This window comes from Actinomadura terrae, from assembly GCF_022751215.1.
GTDB classification, from domain to species: Bacteria; Actinomycetota; Actinomycetes; order Streptosporangiales; family Streptosporangiaceae; genus Spirillospora; species Spirillospora terrae.
Map to the genome: position 1 here is coordinate 1,900,065 of NZ_JAICDG010000001.1, position 17,919 is coordinate 1,917,983.

Consider the following 17,919-nt stretch of genomic DNA (forward strand, 5'->3'; position numbering starts at 1 on the left):
GGTGGCACCTGCCTGTGGGATGGCGCCCGTGTGTGGGGTGGTGCCCGTGTGTGGGGTGGTGCCCGCTCGTGGGGTGGCGCCCGCGTGTGAGGCGGTGTTTGGGGGTGGGTTGGTGTCTCTGGGTGAGGACGTGCCTGCGTGTTGGACGGGAGTGGTGTGTTTGTGGGGGTTCAGGTGGAGGACGGCTTTGGCCTCGTAAGTCCAGCCTTCGGCGGACGGTTTGGCTTGGCCGGAGAGGTGGTCGGCGTGCACCTCGCGCTGGACGCGCAGCAGGTCCGCCGCATCCCGGCAGGGGATCGTGCAGGAGAGCACCCGGTCGGGCGCGGGGACGAGGCGCAGCGTCGCGGCGGTGATGATGCCGTGCCCGCCGAGTCCCGCCCGGACGGCGTCGAACACCTCCGGACGGACGCCGGGGGAGCAGCGCATCGGACGCCCGTCCACCACCACCTCTAGGGCGAGGACGTTCGCCGCCTGCGTGCCGTGCAGGTGCGAGGAGCCGCCGACGCCGCCCGAGGAGAGCGTCCCGCCGACGGTCACGTCAAGGAAGTCGGTCAGGACCGGTGGGGTGAGGCCGTGCGGCAGCGTCGCGTCGAGCACCTCGCGCCAGGTGGTCCCCGCGCCGACGACGGCGTGGCCCGGGCCGATCTCGTGGACGCCCGCGAGCCCGCGCATGTCGAGGCAGACGCCGCCGGTGAGGGACTGTCCGTAGGTCGAGTGGCCCGCGCCGCGCGGCACGATCTCCAGGCCCGCCGCGGCGGCCTCGCGCACGGCGGCGGCGACCTCCTCCGCGGACCCCGGACGGACGACCCGCGCCGGCGTCCGCTCGACCACGCCGCCGAAGTCGCGCACGCCTAGCGGGCTCGCAGCCGGTCGGCCACGCGGCTGAGCGCGTCCCCGAGCAGGTCGATCTCCTCCGGCGACAGCACCTCGATCAATGTCTCGCGGACGAGCTGCCGGTGCCCCGGGCGGACCCGGTCCAGCCGCTCGATGCCCTCGGGGGTCAGCTCGGCCCACACCGAGCGGCGGTCGGACTCGCAGCCCGTCCGCTTGACCAGCCCGGCCCGTTCCAGCTGCGTGACCTGGTAGGTCAGGCGGCTCTTGGAGACCATCGCCTCGCGCGCCAGGTGGGACATGCGCAGCCGGTTGCCATCGGCCATCCGCAGCCGCACGAGCACCTCGAACTCGGGGTGGGAGAGGTCGGCCTCGCGCTTGAGCTGGCGCTCGATCTCGTGGTCGATCAGGTGGCCGGCGGCCAGGAAGGCCATCCAGGCGCGCAGCTCGCGGGGGTCGAGTGGCCCTCCGGCATCGGTCATGCCGTGAATTCTAGTTGGCGGGGACACGGGTTGAACTTTCGAGATGGTCTGGATTCGCGTCACTCTGCTAACGTAGAGTTAGTTCATATTTGAACTGAACCTTCAACCAGAGGAGAGACTATGCTCCCCGCCCGCCGGTACCCACAGCTCGCCGACACGGGCCTGCTCATCGGCAGGCTGGCGCTCGGCGTGGTGTTCGTCGCGCACGGCTGGCAGAAGCTGAACGACCTTGGGCACTCCGGGGTGACGAAGATGTTCGACGGCCTCGGCATTCCGATGCCCGGCGCGGCCGCCGCCTTCGCGACCTGGGTCGAGCTCGCCGGAGGCGTCGCGCTGATCGTCGGGGCCCTGCTCCCCCTGGTGGGCCTGCTGCTCGCCGCCGACATGGCGGGCGCCTTCTGGTACGTCCATAAGGACCACGGCCTGTTCGCCGACAAGGGCGGCTACGAGCTCGTCCTGATCCTCGGCGCCCTGGCGCTCGTGCTCGCCCTGACCGGTGGGGGCCGCTTCTCGGTGGACGCGCTCATCTGGGGACGCCGCCGCGACGAGGACGCCCCCGCCCGGGAGCCCGTGAACGCCTGACCCCTCGGCCCCGCTCGGCCTCCGGCGCGGTCCACCCCGCGCGCCGGGGGCCGTTTTTCCTGTTCACAGGCGTACTCTTGACGTGAGGACCAGCCGCTGGAACGGCCGCCGGGCAGCCGCGCCACGCCCGCGCCAACGAGTGTGACGAAAGTAACTTTTCCGACAGATCGGATCGAAGGTGACGAGTTGGTAAACATCGGTCACCTGGCTCGAAAGGGATATGGCCCGCTCCAATCCCCATCCACGGACATCCCGACTTCCTGACACACGGCCTTTCCGCCACCTGGTCTTTACGTCGAAGTGACAAGATGTTCTCGATGACCGTTTCTGGGCATGGTGATCGGCAAGTGTTCCTGGAGAGGCGGTTCGCGGTGTCGCGCGGTAGTGAATTCGTGGTAGTGGCCAACAGGTTGCCGGTGGACCGGATCGTCGGACCGAACGGGGAGCCCGCGTGGCGGCGCAGCCCCGGCGGGCTGGTCAGCGCCATCGCGCCGGTGATGCGGCGCAGGCACGGTACGTGGATCGGCTGGACCGGCGCCCCCGACGAGCGGCTGGACCCGTTCGAGGAGGACGGCATGTCGCTCGTCCCCATCGAGCAGTCAGCCCGCGAGGTCGAGCTGTACTACGAGGGGTTCTCCAACGCGACGCTGTGGCCGCTGTACCACGACGTCGTCGCCCCGCCCGTCTACGACAGGGCGATGTGGGACGCCTACGTCCGGGTCAACGAGCGGTTCGCCGAGGCCGCCGCGCGCGTCGCGAGCGAGGGCGCGATCGTCTGGGTGCAGGACTACCAGCTCCAGCTCGTCCCGGCCATGCTGCGCAAACTGCGCCCTGACCTGCGCATCGGGTTCTTCCTGCACATCCCGTTCCCGCCGCTGGAGCTGTTCTGGCAGATGCCCTGGCGCCGCCAGATCCTCGAAGGGCTCCTCGGGGCCGACCTGGTCGGCTTCCAGCTACCGGGCGCGGCGGCCAACTTCGTCCGGCTGTGCCGGCGGCTGCTGGACGCGCGCTACGTCAAGCAGGATGTGGACTGGGACGGCCGCGTCGTCCGCGCCCGTGCCTTCCCCATCTCGGTGGACGTGGGCGAGCTGAACGATCTGGTCTCACGCGAGGACGTGGTGGAGCGCGCGCAGGAGATCCGCGCCGACCTCGGCGACGCGACCGTCCTGCTCGGCGTCGATCGCCTCGACTACACCAAGGGGATCACGCAGCGGCTCCAGGCGTTCGGCGAGCTGTTCGAGGACGGCGACCTCAAGCCCGGCCAGGCCGTGTTCGTGCAGATCGCCACGCCGAGCCGCGAGCGCGTCGAGCAGTACCAGCTGCTCCGGGAGGAGATCGAGCAGCAGGTCGGGCGGATCAACGGGGAGTACGGCGAGATCGGCTTCCCGGTCGTCCACTACCTGCACAGCTCCTACGACCGCGCCGAGCTGACCGCCCTCTACCTCGCCGCCGACGTGATGGTCGTCACACCGCTGCGGGACGGCATGAACCTGGTCGCCAAGGAGTACGTCGCCTGCCGCCGCGACATGCGCGGGGCGCTCGTGCTGAGCGAGTTCGCCGGTGCCGCCGCCGAGCTGAAGCGGGGCGCCTTCCAGGTCAACCCCTACGACATCGACGGGCTCAAGGGAACGCTGCTGGCCGCGCTGGACGCCGAGCCCGCCGAGCAGGCACGCCGGATGCGCTCGATGCGCAGGCGCGTCATCGAGCACGACGTGGACCGCTGGGCCCGGGAGTTCCTCAGCGAACTGGAGAACCCGGCGCGTCCAGAAGCGGTGCCGCAGGCGCTGGACGCCTGACCTTCAGGTCGAAGGCCGCCCAGACGGCCTTCCCACCGGTCGCGAGCCGCGCCCAGCCCCACGAGTCGCTGACCGCGCCGACGACGAGGAGGCCCCGGCCGCCGTCGCCGAACCAGTCCGGGTCGCACGCGACAGCCTCGGGGATGCGGCGGCCCGGGTCGGTCACCACGACGACCAGGCGCCGCGGGTGGCCGAGCAGCACGACCTGGATGGGACACAGCGGCAGCGGCTGGGGCAGCCCCTCCATGCCGTGCCGCAGCGCGTTGGTGGCGAGCTCGGAGACCGCGACGACGACGTCCTCGCGGTCTCCGGCGACGTCCCATTCCCGCAGCGTGGCCTGGGCGAATTCGCGCGCCGCCTTGGGCGCGGTGATCTCCGCGGGCAGGACGCGGCGCGCGGTGCGCGGCGCGCCCGAGTGAGGGGTCGGCCAGAGCCCGGCGAGGCCCGGCGAGGGCACCGGTCTGGCCGCCGCGGCGGGGACCGTGTGCTGGCGCGCGGGCGCGTGCGCTGGGGAGTCCGGCCAGGGCGTGTGGACGGCCGCGGCGTGCCGCGCCCGCCTGCCTCCCATGGCGGTCGGAGCTGCGACGTCGTCTGCCTGGTCAACGGTCATTGTCAAACCTCAGAGGCGAGCGGATGGGTCACCGGCGATGGTTCGCTATCTTGCTCCCCAAGTCGTGCAGATGCAAGACCGTCTGCATGAACGTATGCAAGAACGAATGCACGTGCATCTCGTACCATTGTGTGGGGTGGGGCGAGAGCGCGGCCTCCCGGCGGGAGGCCGAGACGCCTTTGAGGGGGCAAAGATGGACGGCCACCAGTTGCCGGACGTCCGACGCAACGCGCTCGTCTGGCAGAAGAGCCGGCGGAGCAACCCGAGCGGTAACTGCGTCGAGATGGCCGAACTCCCCACAGGGGAGATCGCCGTGCGCAACTCCCGTGACCCCGAGGGTGCGATCCTCGTCTACACACGCGAGGAGGTGGAGGCCTTCGTGGGCGGAGCCAAGGACGGCGACTTCGACCACATGCTCGTCTAGGACGAGCCTGGCCACGGCCACAGCCGACCCCGGCCACAGCCCAACCCGACATCGGTTCGGGCTGTGCCGAGGCAACCCGGGCTGTGCCGCGGCGATTCGCCAGGTCACCGGCCCCAGTCCAACCTGGTGGCTCGGGCCGTGACCGCCCCGCCCCCGCCCGCCCAGCATGGGCGGCGTTCCCGAGGTTCTAGCGAACGTTCCTTGCTTGGTGGCTGGGGGTGTGGTGGCGGTGCGTTGGTGCGCGCCAGCGCGAGTGACGTTCCCGGCGCCGCCACCCCCATGTCCCCGGCCCGCCGGGGACATGGGGGCCCGCGTGAGGGTGTCTGGCGGGCGTAGTGATGTGCGCGGAGCTCTTGCCTGCGGTCCTTGCCTGGTGGGGGGCGCTTTCTGTGCCGTCTCGCGGGGCTGGTGGCATGCGCCTGTGCGTTGGCCGGGGTCGGCTTGCCGGACGGGGGCTCTGATCTCGTTTCGTACGGCTCAGGGCGCGACGTGCGCGGTCCTGGCGTCCCTGGGCACGTGGTATGAGCCTCGGCGGGCCTCATCGGGGCCCAGGACGGCGAAATCCCGCTCGGGTACCCCGCGGGTTCCGAGCCCGGACCTGGAACGCGCCAGCGTCCTCCTGAGCCGCCCACCTTCGGGGCCGTCGACCACCCAACCTCCGCGCTACAACACCCGCGCGCGACGTCACGACACCGCAGCCTCCGGGCCACCCCGTTCCCGCACCACGCCGACATAAATGTGTGCCGACGCAGAGCTGATGAAGTGGCGCTGAGCTACCCCGTGCGGTGGGGTGCCGTCCTGGCGACACTCCGGTGTCGTGACCGTCATAGCGGCGTGCTGGGTGACACATGGCTGCGCCATCGTCGACTTCGAGCACGCCTCGATCTTTCCCAGCCGTTCCGTCGCGCCTATGGCATCTCCGCTCGCGGCTACCGAGAGAGCACTCACGGTTAAGCGTTGTTCACTGTGTGTCATGCGAACCGGGTCCCGGAAACAGCAGGGTTGGTTCCAGCGGGAAACGGGTCGGCGCCGCACGGCACATCGGGGGCGCGCCGTTCACCCGAACAGATTCCCAGATGACCAGACCCGCCATTGCGGCCGCGAACCTCGGCATCTACCGCCCCGCAGCGGCATCAGGAAAGGACACGGTGAACGACATGAATCCGACCAACCTCATGAGGGCAGGGAGCTCAGCCGTGCTGGCGGCGGCGCCGCTGGTGGCCGCCACCAGCGCTGTCGCAGCCACTCCGGTCGGTCACACCGTCGCCACCAAGGCGCTCTGCCCGGCGGGGAACGTGTGCGTCTATCCCCACAACGACTCCAGCGGAATCCCGACCAAGTACTACCGCTACGGCACCTACAACCTCAGGAACCAGACCGGGTGCGCCTGGGCGTCGACAACCAGACCGGCGGCGCGGCCCTGCGGCTCTGCCGCGGCTACAACGGCCGGCAGTGCGGCCCCCGCCTCGGCCGCGGCAGTTACCACCCGAACCTGACGCCCATCAACTCCATCGTCCTTGAGCGTTAGCGCGACAGGTCTTTCCCAGGCCCGGACTCGTGAGTCCGGGCCTGGGAGGCTGGTCGGTTACGGCAGTTGCCAGAACGGGCCGGTGAGGCCGCATTCGTTGAGGAGCCGCTGGTTGTGCTCCCGGGTGTGCGGTTGGAATGTGGGGTCCAGGCGGTCGCCGTACCAGGGGTCGGCCAGACGCCACACGGTCGCCGCCTCGGCGATGTAGCCGGTGCCCGGCGCGTTGTCCGCCGTCCATTGCTCGGCATGAGCACGGTCGCAGAACGTCCGGATCATCGTGCAGGTGCTGACCACGTCGTTCCACCACTGGTCGGCGGGCCAGGGGAACCGGACGGCGAGGTCCGCAGGGGGCGGCAGTTGCGGGCCCGTCTGGTAGCTGATCGGCGTGCCGCACTGCGGGCATGCGGTGTCGATGCGGACGTCGAGCTTAAGGGCGGCGCTGATGCCGAAGGAGTCCCACGCGCATCCGCCCCACCACCGTCGGTCGTCGTGCCCGTCCAACGGTGTCACCACGAACGCCATTGGCGCCGACGTGAAGGGATGGGCCATCCGCACCGCGTCCCCGTCGGCCGTCAGGACCAGGGCATGGACTTCCGCCAGGTCATGCAGGATCTTCTGTGTCTCTTCGATCGAGTTCCGTGTTGCGCGTGCCAGCTCCGCCACCGACGGTGCGCACCCTTCCGACGCGAACGTCTCGTAGACGAGATCCCGCACTTTCCGTGACTCCGGTGTCTTCACAGATACCTTCCTTGCGTCCGGGCTTTCACCCTATTCGCAAGAGGATCATGGTCTCCCGACGTCCCCGATAAGCGTCGCCGCGCACGTGGCGTCGGCGCTGGGGGGTCAGACGATTTCGGCCAGGACGCCGGACTCGATGACGATGAGACCGCCGATGGCGATGAAGACGGCGGGGACGAGCCACTGGCCGTAGCGTTCGACGATCGCGATGACCTTCCTGTGCGAGCCGAGCCAGGACCCGGCCAGACACCACAGCGCGACTCCGATGGCGAACACGCCGACGGTGACGATGGTCGGGGCCGTGCCGACGGTACGGAAGACGGGCGTGTACACCGAAATGTTGTCGGCTCCGTTGGCGATCGTGACTCCGGCGACCGGAAGCAGGCCGGTCGCGACGGCGGGCGGGGTGTCGTCTTCGCCATTGTGAGTGCGAATGGCGGCGACCAGCCCTTTGATGCCGAGTGCGAGGGGGACGAGCCCGAGAAGTCCGATCCAGTCGTCGGGCACGATCGTCAGGCCGAGCGCGGCGACTACGGACACGAGCACGAGGACCGCGACCCCCGCGTACTGACCGACCCAGATCTGCCACGGGTGGGGCCGACCGGTGGCGCGCGAGGACAGGAACAGCACCGTCAACACGATGATGTCGTCCACGTTCGTCCCAGCGAACATGCCCGCCGTCGTCGCGATGGTGCCCACGATCCCGTCCACGGCCAGGAACGTACCGGAACAACTCACCGCGAACGGCACGGTCATCTGGTGCTGCACTCGCCGACGTTCGCCTCGACGTCGCGGGCTTGCCAGAATCGGCGAATGCTGAAAGTCGGTTCGGTCGTGCTGGGTGTCTGGGACGTGCGGCGCGCGGCTGCGTTCTGGACGCAGGCCCTGGGATACGTTCCGCGCGAGGAGATGGAAGACGACTGGGTGGTGCTGGTGCCGGCGGAAGGGGCGGGGGTGCAGTTGTCGCTCGGTCTCAGCGAGACGCCGGTGCAGGAGCGTCCGCGCATCCACCTGGACCTGTACGCCGGGGACGCGGCCGACCAGGCCGCCGAAGTCGAACGATTGGTGTCCCTGGGGGCCCAGCGCGTCGACTGGAATGATTATCCGGACGACCCCGACTTCGTCGTCCTCGCCGATACCGAAGGCAACCTCTTCTGCGTCATCGACACGGGTCATCATCAGTGATCGTCACGTTGGCCTGGCATTGATATTCCCAGGCCAACGGCAGGGACATCGTCTCGGGCCGGTGCCGGTGCCGGTGCCGGTGCCGATTCCGGAGGAGGAGTGATGATGACGCCGGTGCGCTGCTCGGCGGCGGAGTAATCGATGCCCGCGCCCCAGGAGTCGCAGAAATGCCAGAGCTCGCGCCGCCAGACCACGTCGTCCACGAGCCGGGTCTCCGTTCCGAGGAGCTGTTTGATCTGGCGGAGGAAGACGCTGGTCTCCAGTTCGTGGGTGAGCTGGGCGAACTCCGCACGCTGTTCAGGGGACGCCCTGTCGAGGTGGTCCCGCAGCGTCGCGTCCCATTTTCGCTGCTCGCGCTCGTTGCGTATGATCCGCCCCCGTTCGAGCCTGGAGTTTTCCCTTTTGAACGCGTGCGCCAGATCCTGCCGTTCACGACCATGCAGTCGAGCCAGCTCTTCCTGCTGTTCTTTCGCCTGCTCCCCGAGCATGGCTTGGTCCTCGCGGTCTTGTTCCTCGACCCGCGATGTTCGTTGCCGGATCATTTCGTCCAAGCCCGTCAAGAACCCCCCGAGCGCGGTGAACCGCTCGGGGTCGTGGGAGGACGGACTGCCCCCCAGCAGGTCGGCTATGCCGTAAAGCTGATCGACGTCCGCGGGCCCGATCGGGGCGGCTCCGTCGAGCTTGGCGGGCGGCTTGAGATAAGGGACCGGATTCCAGGCGCTGAGCACCTGGTGGTCGATCTCGTCGCGGGTCCACAGATGGTCGCTGTAGGAGTCCATGGCCAGGCCGCCGCGCATCAGCGGCCGGGCGGCCCTCCGGGCCGGGACGCGATGGTGGTCGGCGGCGATGAGGATCAGCTCCCAGACATCTTCCCCGGCAGCGCGGCGGCCGAGTTCACGCGTCAGCAGCGCGCGGCGTTCGTCGCTCCAGCCGTCGAAGACCGCCTCCCCGCGGCGGACCGCGGCGGCGAGGACCGGGGCGTCGCGCCGGGAGGTGCGCAGGACCTCGTACACCTCGGCCAGGCCGCAGGCCCCTTCCAGCAGTTGGATCCGAGCCTGATTATCAGTTGTTTGATTGAGTTGTTCGATCTTTCGCAACGTCTCAGCCTCGGAGACGGCAGGAAAGACATGCACGACCAGGGTGTGCAGACGCAGGTAACGGTCACGATCTTCTGCCATTGGTGGGAGCGGGAGAGTGCACCATGCCGCGCGCGAGGTGGATATGAGCAACTCGCGCAGATCCGGGCCCGGTTCGATGCTCACGGAAGCCTCCAAGTGCTGCGTCCGTTCGACGGTCGGCAAGAGGGGGGCATCGCGGGCCTTCGCCCGCGGCGACCCTCTTCCAGCGGCCTCATCGTCCACCGCGAAAGGCGAGAGGGGTCCCTGACGGAGTTGACGTGCGCCGCCGCCCGCTCAGCGCCGCGCTCCGTGTCGGCTACGGCGTCGCGGCGTTCTGCGTGAAGCGGCCTACCGGCGCGTCGTCTCAGGGGCCGCATTCCTGTTGGCTTTGGCGTTGCGCGGCCCTGAGAGAGAGGTGTGCCGCAGTTGAGCAAGAGTGGGGGAATGACGCGGCCCTGTAACTCTGGGAGTTACAGGGCCGTGGTGTATTCGGTTCTCGCGCGGCGGGCGCACGGTTTTCGGGTTGGGCTAGTGGATGGGCATGGGGGCGTCGGCGGACGGGGTGTCCGGCTTCTTGCGCGGCAGCAGCAGGGCCGGGAGGAAGGCGAAGATCAGCAGGCCCGCCGCGTACCAGTAGGTGTGCTGGAACGCGTCCGCCATCGGCTTGGCGATCTTGTCCATGACCGCGGCAGGGATCTTCTCCGTCGAGCCGATCTCGCCGCCGCCGGAGGCGCCGAGGTTGGAGGCGAGGCGGTTGGCGAGCAGCACCGAGATCATCGCCGTGCCGAGCGAGGCCGACACCTGCTGGATGATGTTCAGCATCGTGCTCGCGCGCGGCACCTCGTCGTGGGCGAGCGTCTGGATCGCGGCCGCCATGGTGGGCATCATCGTCATGCCCATGCCGAGGCCCGTCACGAACAGGACCGAGCCGAGCACCCAGTAGGACGTGTCGGCCTCCAGGACGGAGGCGAAGCCCGCCATCGACGCGACGACGATGACCATGCCGACCAGCACGACGCGTCCGGGGCCGATGCGGTCGGTCAGCTTGCCGCCGATCGGCATCGTGATCATCGCGCCGAGGCCCTGCGGGGCCATCAGCAGGCCGGAGTGCAGCGCGCCCTGCTGGCGGACGGTCTGGTAGTACAGCGGCAGCAGCAGCATCGCGCCCATGAACGCGGCCATGAACAGCACCATCGTGCCGGACGCGGCGGCGACCGAGGGGCGCTTGAGCAGCCGCAGGTCGATCAGGGGGCTGCGGGCGGTCAGCGCGCGGGCGACGAACCCGATGACCAGCACCGCGCCGACCGCGGTGTAGATCGCCGACTCGGGCTTCAGGAAGTCCTTCAGCTCGGCGCCCTTGGCCAGGCCGTAGATCAGCGAGGCGAGGCCGGGGGAGAGCAGGAGGAGTCCGATGATGTCCAGCCGCTCGGTCCGCTGCGGCTTGTCACGCTTGAGGATCTTGGCGGCCATCAGCAGCGCCACGACGCCGATCGGCAGGTTGATGAAGAAGATCCAGCGCCACGACACGTCATCGACGAGGTAGCCGCCGAGGATCGGGCCGAGGATCGGGCCGAGCAGCATCGGGATACCGACGACGCTCATGACCTGGCCGATGCGCTGCGGCCCGGCCGCCTGGGCGAGGATCGTCATGCCCGCGGGCATGATCATGCCGCCGCCGAGGCCCTGGAGGACGCGGAAGGCGATCAGCGACTCCGCCGACCACGCCGAGCCCGCCAGCATCGAGCCGATCACGAACAGCGCGATCGAGATCATGTAGAGGCGCTTGGTGCCGAACCGGGCGGACGCCCATCCGGTGATGGGGATCACGGTGGCCAGGGCCAGGGTGTAGCCGGTGGCGACCCACTGGATCGTGGACAGGGGAGTCTCGAACTCCCGGGCGAGATCGTTGATGGCGACGTTGACGACGGTCACGTCCAGGATGGACATGATCGCGCCGAGGACGACGACCATGGCCGCCGCGAGCACGCCGCGGTCGAGACCTCCACCGGAGGCCGGGGCCTCCACCGGGCCGTCCGCCGCCTTGGGGGACGCGGGAGCGGTCAACTCACTTCCAATCGTCAAGGTCCCGGGCAGGGCATGCCGGGGCCGGGGGTCGTTGTCGGGGGATGCCGCAGCAAAATACTGCAGAGACTGACACTTTCGCGAACGATTAAACCGTGCCGCCTGCTGGAGTATTCCGTCGGGGGCTGACATTTCGCTGTCACCCCGGGCACCAGCGTCAGACCTCAACCATGGACGAGGTCAAGCGGGTGTGACGCACCCGACACGTCGCCGCAGGTCAGACGGTGAACGCCGCCTCGAGGAGGGCGAGGAAACCGGTCGTCGCCGGGGCCGGGACGTCGGTGCCCGACAGGAGCCGGTCGAGCCACCGCCGGTCGATCAGCCCGGTCGCGGCGACCGGCTCCAGCAGGCCCGGCTCGGACCGCCAGTGCGTCACGAGCGCGCGCGCCAGCGCGGAGGTGGCCGTGGCGGAGTCACCGCGCCGCGACAACCTCTGACGTGTCTTGTGGACGACCTTCGTCCCCTGGTCCCGAGCCGTCCGCACCAGCGTGAGCGGACGCGGCGCCATGAGCGCGGACGGCCGCACCCCCGTGTCCATCGGCAGCGCGGCCAGTTCGGGGTCGAGCGCCGCGACCAGCCGCGCGTTGAACCGGGAGCCGCGCTTGACGTCCGGCGGCAACGCCTCGGCGATCGCGACGAAACGCGGGTGCAGCAGCGGGTTCAGGCAGGTGTGCTCCGTGCACGAGCTCGTGATGACCGCGCCGACGGCACGGTGGTAGCGCTGCCGGTAGTAGTAGGTGTCCGTGGCGGACAGCCAGTCCCCGCCTATGCCGGTGAAGATGTCGCGCAGGCGGCGTATGGCCGCGGCTTCGGATTCACGCGCGAACTCCGGGTCCAGGCATGCGGAATCGACCGGGTCCAGGCTGAAGATGCGCCACCTCGCCAGCCGGTCGACCAGCTTGGGCGTGACGCGGGGACGCTCGCGCTGCATCGCGTAGTACATCCCGCGCGCCAGCTCGCCACCGAGACCGCTGATGCGCGGCGCGTCCCCCGTCTGCCCCTCGACCCACTCCAGCAGGCTCAGGTGCAGCGGGTTGAGGACCTGCTCGCGGCGGCGCGCCGCGTCCAGGACCAGGCGGTGCACCTCCGGGGGCTCCAGCCGCTGGATCCCGGAGGTGTCGATCACCTCGTGCCGCATCCGGTACCGCTCGGCGAGCATCGCGGCCGTGGCGGCGTCGCCGCTGTCCTCGGCGCTCAGCGTCAGCGTCTGGAGCCCGGCGCGGCGGGACGGCGGGATCGCCGCCAGCACGAGACGCGTGTCCAACCCGCCGGACAGTTGCAGGATCGCGTCAGGGTGCTCGTCCAGGCACTGCCGCATGGTCGCGCGCAACAAGTCGGCCAGCTCCCGCACCGCCTCCTCGACACGCGGCGCGTGTCCGGTACGGAAGTCGCCCGGATCGATCTCCGTTTCGGTCAGCCGACCGTCCGCGAGCGTCCAGCCGTGCCCGGCGCGGAGCGTGCGCACGCCGTCGAACGCGGTGTCCTGGTCCAGGAAATGGCCGACAAGGCGGTAGACGCCGAGGGCCTCAAGGTCCGGGCCGCGCCCGGCGAACCGGGCCAGTTCCCGTGCGGACGTCCCCGCCGCCGCCCATCCGTCCCCTCGGACGCCGTAGAGCTGCCGCATGCCGAGCCAGTCGGACGCCACCCGCACGGTGCCGTTCTCTGCGGCGGCACCGGCGAAAGGCGCGGCCAGATCCGCCAATCCCTTTCCGGTGAGGATCCGCTCGCGTAGCGTCGATGCGTCCTGGATGGCGAACGTGTGGTCGTGCGGTCGCAGGACGAGAGCGGTGGTTCCGGCCGGGCCCAGATCCGTCACCGCCTCGTCCGGTACGGGCGCCGTTTGGCCGGACGCGGCCGAAACCGCCAGCAGTCGCGAGGAAGTGCGCATGGACCATCCCGGTGGTAATGGCGGGAAGCAGTCGAAGCCTAGCTTTTCCGCACTGGACGCGACAGAAGTGGATTTTCCACATTCGGCCGCGAAATAGGGGTTATCCCCGCATTGACAGCGGTGTTTGACGCTCGGACGTTCCGGCTGGCCGGGACCGGACGTCATTTCGCGTCAACCATCCCGGGACATCTCGAACCACACCGCGTGCCCCGCGCCCCGCCGCCCGACCCCCCACCGGTCGGACACGTACTCCACGATGATCAGACCGCGCCCGCACGCCCCCAGCCCGTCCACGACCGCCAGGTGGGGAACGGTCTCCGCACCGCCGTCGTCGACGACCTCCATGCACACGATCCGCTCCGAGTGGCTCACCTCCACCCGGACATGCCCCTCCCGCCCGGACTCGGTATAGCGCACGGCGTTCGTGACCAGTTCGCTCATGCACAGCGTGGCGTCGCTGAGCGCGGGATGCTCGCCCAGCAGCCCCCGCAGCCACCGCCGCGCGCGTCCCACCGCCCGGTCCGCGCCGGGCAGGACGAGCGTGTCGAACCTCAGAGTCGGCACGGTCATCGGCCTCACTCCTTCCAGTCGCCGTCGCCGAAAGAATGAGCCGCCCACGCAATGTCACGGGAGACGTTCGCCGCCCTCGGCCCCAGATCCCCCGGCACCCTTGACCGAGTCACTTTTGACTGAGGCACTTTTGCCGACCTGGCTGAAATCGCCACCGGTCACGCATTGTCCGTGCATGATTACTCCATGGAGAACGCGCAGCGCCCGACCATGCGAAGCCGCAAGCTCGGCCAGCGCCTTCGCGCCATCCGCGAGGAGCGCGGCCTCACCCTCCAGCAGGCCGCCCGGGTGCTGAACCGCACCCCGTCCTCCCTGAGCAAGCTCGAAACCGGCAAGCGCGGCATCCGCCGCCCCGCCCTGGAGAACATGCTCGACCGGTATCAATACACCGACCCCGAGGAGCGAGAGGCCCTGTTCGATCTCGCCCGCAACGGCACTAAGCAGGGCTGGTGGCTCCGCTACGAGGGCAAGATCTCGCCTTCGATGCTGGACTACATCTCTTTGGAGGCCGAGGCCCTGTCTATCGAGAGTTTCCAGCTCCACCTACTGCCCGGGCTCCTTCAGACTGACGCGTACACGCGTGCGGTCATCGAATGCTGTTTCGATCAGGGCTTCGATCCTGATGTCGATGGCCTTACCGAAGTGCGCATGCGGCGCCAGCAAATCTTGTTTCGGGAGAAACCGCCACGCTTTCGTGCTATCGCGAGCGAGGCTGCGCTGCGTCAGCGCTTTGGTAGTCGTGAGGTGATGAAAGCCCAGCTCACCCAGTTGATAGAGCGCTCACAGATGCCAAACGTGACTCTACAGCTCCTTCCCTTTTTGGTTGGCGGCCACGGCGGTATCAACGGTTCCTTCTCGACCTTGACTACCAGGGACTTGTCTGTGGTCCTGGTCGAGAACCTGACCACCGGCTGGTATCTGGAAGAAGCCGAAGACGTGAGCCGCCACCACCTGGTCTTTGATCGTTTGAGGGAAGCGGCTCTTTCGCCATCCGACTCCCGCGCGTTGATCGAACGTATATTGTCGGAGACATGAGCATGCAGGAGTTGTTCTATTCGCCGTGGCGCAAGAGCAGTCACAGTGGGAGTGCCGGTCAGGAGTGCGTTGAAGTAGCCGCCGCGTGGCGGACGAGCAGCTACAGCAGCGGTAGCGAAGGCCAGTGTGTCGAGGTGGCGCCGCTGGCCGATCGGCTGGTGGCGATGCGGGATTCCAAGGACCCGGACGGGCCGATGCTGTCCATCGTGCCGGGGGCGTGGACGTCCCTCTTGGGCGACATCAAGGAAGGCGTGCACGACCTCGGCCCCTCCCGCTGAGCGGACGAAGAGACGGCGGTGCCGGGCTTGGTGGTGTAGGTCACATGGTCGGGTCGTCACAGGGATCGACCCGTGTGCATCTGTTGTGCGACTCGCTACACCACCAAGGAGCGCACGATGACTGTTCGTTTGGCCCTGTTCAGTAACCCGACCGCGACCGCCGCCAAGGCCGCCGGACACTTCGGTGCAGCGAGCAAGACGATTTTGCAGGAGTCAACGCTGCCGGCTGCGGTGCAGAGGCTGGTGGTGCTGCGCGCCAGCCAGATCAACGGGGACGGCTACGCCACCGACGTGTGGAGCAAGAACGCGGCGCACGCTGGGGAGAGTGCCGTCCGCATCAACCAGGTCGCCGCTTGGCGGGAGTCCACCGTGTTCACCGACGCCGAACGCGCCGCGCTGGAGGTGGCCGAGCAGGGCACCCGCATCGCCGACGCGGCCAGTGGTGTCACCGATCAGGCGTGGGCGGACGCCGCCCGGCACTACGACGAGGACCAGCTGTCGGACCTGGTGATGCTCATCGCCCTGATCAATGCCACCAACCGCATGTCGGTCATCGTCGGCCAGCGCGGCGGCGACTTCGAGCCCGGCACGATCGGCTGACCACCCCTCCCGCGTCCAGTTCGCCAACATGGCCAACTGACCCCGCCAGCCCTCATCTCACGAGATGAGGGCTGGCGACCACCGCGTGTACTGCTTTCCAGGAGCGATCGAGCGTGTCCACCACGACCGCTCGCTCGGTGAACTGACTGGCGGGTATGTCCTCGACATCACCGGCACGAGAATCGGTTCCATCGCCCGGCACGCGATGGCCGCCAAGGTGCCTGGGCAGTTCGACCGGTTGGCTGACGGCAGGCCTTTGGACGGCGCCGCGCAACGCCTGGGGTCGTGACTGGGGTGTCGGTCGGTTCCCTCAGGGCTTGATGGCGAGGCCGCCGTACATGGAGACCTGGGAGTCGTCGATCTTGCGGGCCTCGTCGTCCGGACGCCAGTGGTGGACGGGAGTGACACCGGGCTCGATCAGCTCCAGCCCCTTAAAGAAGCCCTCGATATCGGCCTTCGTGCGCGCCTTGGAGTGGATGCCGCGCGCGTTGTACTCCTTGATGGCGGTGCTGACCTGCTTGGGGGCGCTGTCGATGGCAATCGTGGAGAGGGCGAGGAAACTGCCGGACGGCAGCGGTTCCAGCAGGTTCTCGACGATGCCGTGCGCCTGCGCCTCGTCGTGAAGGAAATGCAGGACGGCGATGAGGCACAGCCCCACAGGCTGGCTCAGATCGAGCGTCTCCTGAACTTCCGGGGCCGCGAGAATGCTCTGCGGGTCGCTCACGTCGGCGTCGATGTAGCGGGACTGTCCCTCGGGCGTGCTGGTGAGCAGGGCCCGCGCGTGCACGAGCACGATCGGGTCGTTGTCGACGTAGACCACCCGGCAGGACGGATCGACCTTCTGCACGACCTCGTGGAGGTTCGGCGAAGTCGGAAGCCCCGTCCCGATGTCGAGGAACTGCCGGACGCCCCGCTCGGCCGCCAGATAGCGAGCCACCCGCACCATGAAATTGCGGTTCGCCCGGACGGACGTGCGCATGTAGGGGGCGACCTTGATGACGTCCTCGGCGGCGGCCCGGTCGGCTTTGTAGTTGTCCTTGCCGCCTAGCAGATAGTCGTAGACCCGGGCCGAGTGCGCCACATCGGTCCTGAGGTCGACCGAGGGCGGGCCGTGGTCTGGACTATCCGGCACGGTGACTCCCAAAAATCTGCGCGGTGTTACGCGTCACACACTAGCGAGACAAGCCATCTTACGGTCAACGTCGCCGCACAGTGATCTATGTCCCGAACTGGCCGCTTCCGGGCTTTCATGGCTTGTCGGAGAGTAGCCGGACGATACCGACCCGGGTTTCCGGTCCTGTCTCAACGGAGGCGAAGCTGACCCGAAATGTGCCCGGAGCAAGATCGATGAGCAGGTGGTTCTCCGGCTGCTGCTCCAGCAGCGTGCTACCGGGCCAGACCGAGTCGAACAGGACGACCGGGCCGGGGACCGTCCAGCGGACCTCGGTCTCCCACTCCGCCGTGTCAAGGGCGGCTTCCACCCCACCCAGCAGGGCGCCCTCCGACGGCGCCCACTCCCATCGGACGAACACCGACAGCTCCGGCAGGAACGTGGTCGAATCCGGCACGTCGCCCAGGACGAGCGCCTGCGCGTCGCCCACGTCCAGGACGCCGAGCGAGTCGTCCACCTTGCAGGCCCGCCCGTAGTCGCCCCACTCGGACGGATCGTTGACGTCCTGCCCCGCCGGGTCTGTATGCCAGAGCGGCAGAACGGATTGGGGCAACGCCACCAGCGGGCCGCCCAACGACTCGACCCACGTTCTCGTGTACTCGTCGTCCACACTCGGCAGGCTAGCCCCCGAAACCGTCCGACCCGCCTGGTAGACCTCGCCACATGAACGTTGAGGAGTTCCTGAAGGCCGTGCTCGCGCTTCCAGAAGTGACCGAGCGCGACGCGTTCGGTGGGATGACGGGCTTCCGGGTCCGAGACAAGGGCTTCTGCTACCTCAACGAGCCCGAGGGGACCGTCCTCCTCAAGGCCACCCGCGAAGAACAGGCCGCCCTCATCGCCGAGGCCCCGGAGACCTTCACGCCGTCCTGGGCCAGCGGCGGGCGCTTCGCCTGGCTCGAAGTCACCCTGGCCACGGTCGATCCGGAAGAACTGCGGGACCTCGTCACCGAAGCCTGGCGCCTCTCAGCCCCCAAACGCCTCGCGAAAACGCTGACGTAGCG

Annotated in this window: 21 protein-coding genes and 1 pseudogene; 11 read left to right on the forward strand and 11 right to left on the reverse strand. The window is 68.7% G+C overall.

Annotated features, from left to right (window positions below; all coding sequences use genetic code 11):
• Positions 1-225: 225 nt before the first annotated feature.
• Positions 226-453, forward strand: coding sequence for a hypothetical protein (locus K2F47_RS08535; protein WP_242902209.1), 228 nt, complete (start codon positions 226-228; stop codon positions 451-453).
• Positions 454-498: 45 nt separating this feature from the next.
• On the opposite strand, the pseudogene K2F47_RS41665 reads toward K2F47_RS08535, so the two are convergent.
• Both K2F47_RS41665 and K2F47_RS08545 read right to left on the reverse strand, forming a co-directional pair.
• Positions 499-849, reverse strand: a pseudogene (locus K2F47_RS41665) (FAD-binding protein); the annotation flags it as partial.
• A gap of 2 nt (positions 850-851) precedes the next feature.
• Positions 852-1,313 carry a MarR family winged helix-turn-helix transcriptional regulator gene (locus tag K2F47_RS08545; protein WP_242902211.1) on the reverse strand — a complete coding sequence of 154 codons (462 nt, stop codon included), beginning with the start codon at positions 1,311-1,313 and terminating at the stop codon, positions 852-854.
• A gap of 120 nt (positions 1,314-1,433) precedes the next feature.
• Between K2F47_RS08545 and K2F47_RS08550 the strand changes: the two genes are divergently transcribed.
• Complete coding sequence (locus K2F47_RS08550; RefSeq protein WP_242902212.1) at positions 1,434-1,895, forward strand: DoxX family protein; 462 nt, start codon at positions 1,434-1,436, stop codon at positions 1,893-1,895.
• Positions 1,896-2,266: 371 nt separating this feature from the next.
• Complete coding sequence (locus tag K2F47_RS08555) at positions 2,267-3,691, forward strand: alpha,alpha-trehalose-phosphate synthase (UDP-forming) (RefSeq protein WP_242902613.1); 1,425 nt, start codon at positions 2,267-2,269, stop codon at positions 3,689-3,691.
• Here K2F47_RS08555 and K2F47_RS08560 read toward each other — a convergent pair.
• Complete coding sequence (locus tag K2F47_RS08560; RefSeq protein ID WP_242902213.1) at positions 3,633-4,301, reverse strand: ATP-binding protein; 669 nt, start codon at positions 4,299-4,301, stop codon at positions 3,633-3,635. The genes K2F47_RS08555 and K2F47_RS08560 overlap by 59 nt on opposite strands.
• A gap of 193 nt (positions 4,302-4,494) precedes the next feature.
• Between K2F47_RS08560 and K2F47_RS08565 the strand changes: the two genes are divergently transcribed.
• Complete coding sequence (locus K2F47_RS08565; RefSeq protein ID WP_242902214.1) at positions 4,495-4,725, forward strand: DUF397 domain-containing protein; 231 nt, start codon at positions 4,495-4,497, stop codon at positions 4,723-4,725.
• Positions 4,726-5,801: 1,076 nt separating this feature from the next.
• Complete coding sequence (locus tag K2F47_RS08570) at positions 5,802-6,221, forward strand: hypothetical protein (protein WP_242902215.1); 420 nt, start codon at positions 5,802-5,804, stop codon at positions 6,219-6,221.
• A gap of 89 nt (positions 6,222-6,310) precedes the next feature.
• On the opposite strand, the gene K2F47_RS08575 is transcribed toward K2F47_RS08570, so the two are convergent.
• Together K2F47_RS08575 and K2F47_RS08580 are read right to left on the reverse strand one after the other, a co-directional pair.
• Positions 6,311-6,991, reverse strand: coding sequence for an alkylmercury lyase family protein (locus K2F47_RS08575; RefSeq protein WP_242902216.1), 681 nt, complete (start codon positions 6,989-6,991; stop codon positions 6,311-6,313).
• A gap of 105 nt (positions 6,992-7,096) precedes the next feature.
• A complete protein-coding gene (locus K2F47_RS08580) occupies positions 7,097-7,702 on the reverse strand; it encodes a cadmium resistance transporter (RefSeq protein ID WP_242902217.1) in 606 nt (201 codons plus the stop codon).
• A gap of 102 nt (positions 7,703-7,804) precedes the next feature.
• Here K2F47_RS08580 and K2F47_RS08585 point away from each other — a divergent pair, with 102 nt between their 5' ends.
• The gene (locus tag K2F47_RS08585; protein WP_242902218.1) at positions 7,805-8,176 is read left to right on the forward strand and encodes a VOC family protein; all 372 of its coding nucleotides are present in this window, start codon (positions 7,805-7,807) and stop codon (positions 8,174-8,176) included.
• Here K2F47_RS08585 and K2F47_RS08590 read toward each other — a convergent pair.
• The 4 genes from K2F47_RS08590 to K2F47_RS08605 form a co-directional block, all read right to left on the reverse strand.
• A complete protein-coding gene (locus K2F47_RS08590; RefSeq protein WP_242902219.1) occupies positions 8,170-9,438 on the reverse strand; it encodes a hypothetical protein in 1,269 nt (422 codons plus the stop codon). The genes K2F47_RS08585 and K2F47_RS08590 overlap by 7 nt on opposite strands.
• 384 nt (positions 9,439-9,822) lie before the next feature.
• Positions 9,823-11,358: a DHA2 family efflux MFS transporter permease subunit gene (locus tag K2F47_RS08595; RefSeq protein WP_242902220.1), complete on the reverse strand. Its 1,536-nt coding sequence runs from the start codon at positions 11,356-11,358 to the stop codon at positions 9,823-9,825.
• Between the two features lie 235 nt (positions 11,359-11,593).
• Positions 11,594-13,264, reverse strand: a complete 1,671-nt coding sequence (locus K2F47_RS08600) for an asparagine synthetase B family protein (RefSeq protein WP_242902221.1) — start codon at positions 13,262-13,264, stop codon at positions 11,594-11,596.
• Between the two features lie 171 nt (positions 13,265-13,435).
• Positions 13,436-13,834 carry an ATP-binding protein gene (locus K2F47_RS08605; RefSeq protein ID WP_242902222.1) on the reverse strand — a complete coding sequence of 133 codons (399 nt, stop codon included), beginning with the start codon at positions 13,832-13,834 and terminating at the stop codon, positions 13,436-13,438.
• 186 nt (positions 13,835-14,020) lie between these two features.
• Here K2F47_RS08605 and K2F47_RS08610 point away from each other — a divergent pair, with 186 nt between their 5' ends.
• From K2F47_RS08610 to K2F47_RS08625, 4 genes are all read left to right on the forward strand, one after another.
• Positions 14,021-14,869: a helix-turn-helix domain-containing protein gene (locus K2F47_RS08610; protein ID WP_242902223.1), complete on the forward strand. Its 849-nt coding sequence runs from the start codon at positions 14,021-14,023 to the stop codon at positions 14,867-14,869.
• Positions 14,866-15,147: a DUF397 domain-containing protein gene (locus K2F47_RS08615; RefSeq protein ID WP_308198383.1), complete on the forward strand. Its 282-nt coding sequence runs from the start codon at positions 14,866-14,868 to the stop codon at positions 15,145-15,147. The genes K2F47_RS08610 and K2F47_RS08615 overlap by 4 nt, the downstream gene beginning before the upstream one ends.
• Positions 15,148-15,264: 117 nt before the next feature.
• Positions 15,265-15,747 carry a carboxymuconolactone decarboxylase family protein gene (locus K2F47_RS08620; RefSeq protein WP_242902224.1) on the forward strand — a complete coding sequence of 161 codons (483 nt, stop codon included), beginning with the start codon at positions 15,265-15,267 and terminating at the stop codon, positions 15,745-15,747.
• 64 nt (positions 15,748-15,811) lie between these two features.
• Positions 15,812-16,036: a hypothetical protein gene (locus tag K2F47_RS08625; RefSeq protein WP_242902225.1), complete on the forward strand. Its 225-nt coding sequence runs from the start codon at positions 15,812-15,814 to the stop codon at positions 16,034-16,036.
• A 21-nt stretch (positions 16,037-16,057) separates the two neighbouring features.
• Here K2F47_RS08625 and K2F47_RS08630 read toward each other — a convergent pair whose 3' ends face one another.
• Both K2F47_RS08630 and K2F47_RS08635 read right to left on the reverse strand, forming a co-directional pair.
• Positions 16,058-16,879, reverse strand: a complete 822-nt coding sequence (locus K2F47_RS08630) for an SAM-dependent methyltransferase (protein ID WP_242902226.1) — start codon at positions 16,877-16,879, stop codon at positions 16,058-16,060.
• Positions 16,880-16,994: 115 nt separating this feature from the next.
• The gene (locus tag K2F47_RS08635; protein ID WP_242902227.1) at positions 16,995-17,528 is read right to left on the reverse strand and encodes an Imm21 family immunity protein; all 534 of its coding nucleotides are present in this window, start codon (positions 17,526-17,528) and stop codon (positions 16,995-16,997) included.
• A 53-nt stretch (positions 17,529-17,581) separates the two neighbouring features.
• Here K2F47_RS08635 and K2F47_RS08640 point away from each other — a divergent pair, with 53 nt between their 5' ends.
• Positions 17,582-17,917 (forward strand): MmcQ/YjbR family DNA-binding protein, encoded by a 336-nt coding sequence (locus tag K2F47_RS08640; protein WP_242902228.1) that lies wholly within the window; start codon positions 17,582-17,584, stop codon positions 17,915-17,917.
• Positions 17,918-17,919: the final 2 nt, after the last annotated feature.

Excerpts from the sequence above, each read along its gene's own strand:
- K2F47_RS08545 (WP_242902211.1), bottom strand. The coding sequence starts at position 1,313 with ATGACCGATGCCGGAGGGCCACTCGACCCCCGCGAGCTGCGCGCCTGG.
- K2F47_RS08550 (WP_242902212.1), top strand. The coding sequence starts at position 1,434 with ATGCTCCCCGCCCGCCGGTACCCACAGCTCGCCGACACGGGCCTGCTC.
- K2F47_RS08560 (WP_242902213.1), bottom strand. The coding sequence starts at position 4,301 with ATGACCGTTGACCAGGCAGACGACGTCGCAGCTCCGACCGCCATGGGA.
- K2F47_RS08565 (WP_242902214.1), top strand. The coding sequence starts at position 4,495 with ATGGACGGCCACCAGTTGCCGGACGTCCGACGCAACGCGCTCGTCTGG.
- K2F47_RS08570 (WP_242902215.1), top strand. The coding sequence starts at position 5,802 with ATGACCAGACCCGCCATTGCGGCCGCGAACCTCGGCATCTACCGCCCC.
- K2F47_RS08585 (WP_242902218.1), top strand. The coding sequence starts at position 7,805 with ATGCTGAAAGTCGGTTCGGTCGTGCTGGGTGTCTGGGACGTGCGGCGC.
- K2F47_RS08600 (WP_242902221.1), bottom strand. The coding sequence starts at position 13,264 with ATGCGCACTTCCTCGCGACTGCTGGCGGTTTCGGCCGCGTCCGGCCAA.
- K2F47_RS08605 (WP_242902222.1), bottom strand. The coding sequence starts at position 13,834 with ATGACCGTGCCGACTCTGAGGTTCGACACGCTCGTCCTGCCCGGCGCG.
- K2F47_RS08610 (WP_242902223.1), top strand. The coding sequence starts at position 14,021 with ATGGAGAACGCGCAGCGCCCGACCATGCGAAGCCGCAAGCTCGGCCAG.
- K2F47_RS08615 (WP_308198383.1), top strand. The coding sequence starts at position 14,866 with ATGAGCATGCAGGAGTTGTTCTATTCGCCGTGGCGCAAGAGCAGTCAC.
- K2F47_RS08620 (WP_242902224.1), top strand. The coding sequence starts at position 15,265 with ATGACTGTTCGTTTGGCCCTGTTCAGTAACCCGACCGCGACCGCCGCC.
- K2F47_RS08625 (WP_242902225.1), top strand. The coding sequence starts at position 15,812 with ATGAGGGCTGGCGACCACCGCGTGTACTGCTTTCCAGGAGCGATCGAG.
- K2F47_RS08640 (WP_242902228.1), top strand. The coding sequence starts at position 17,582 with ATGAACGTTGAGGAGTTCCTGAAGGCCGTGCTCGCGCTTCCAGAAGTG.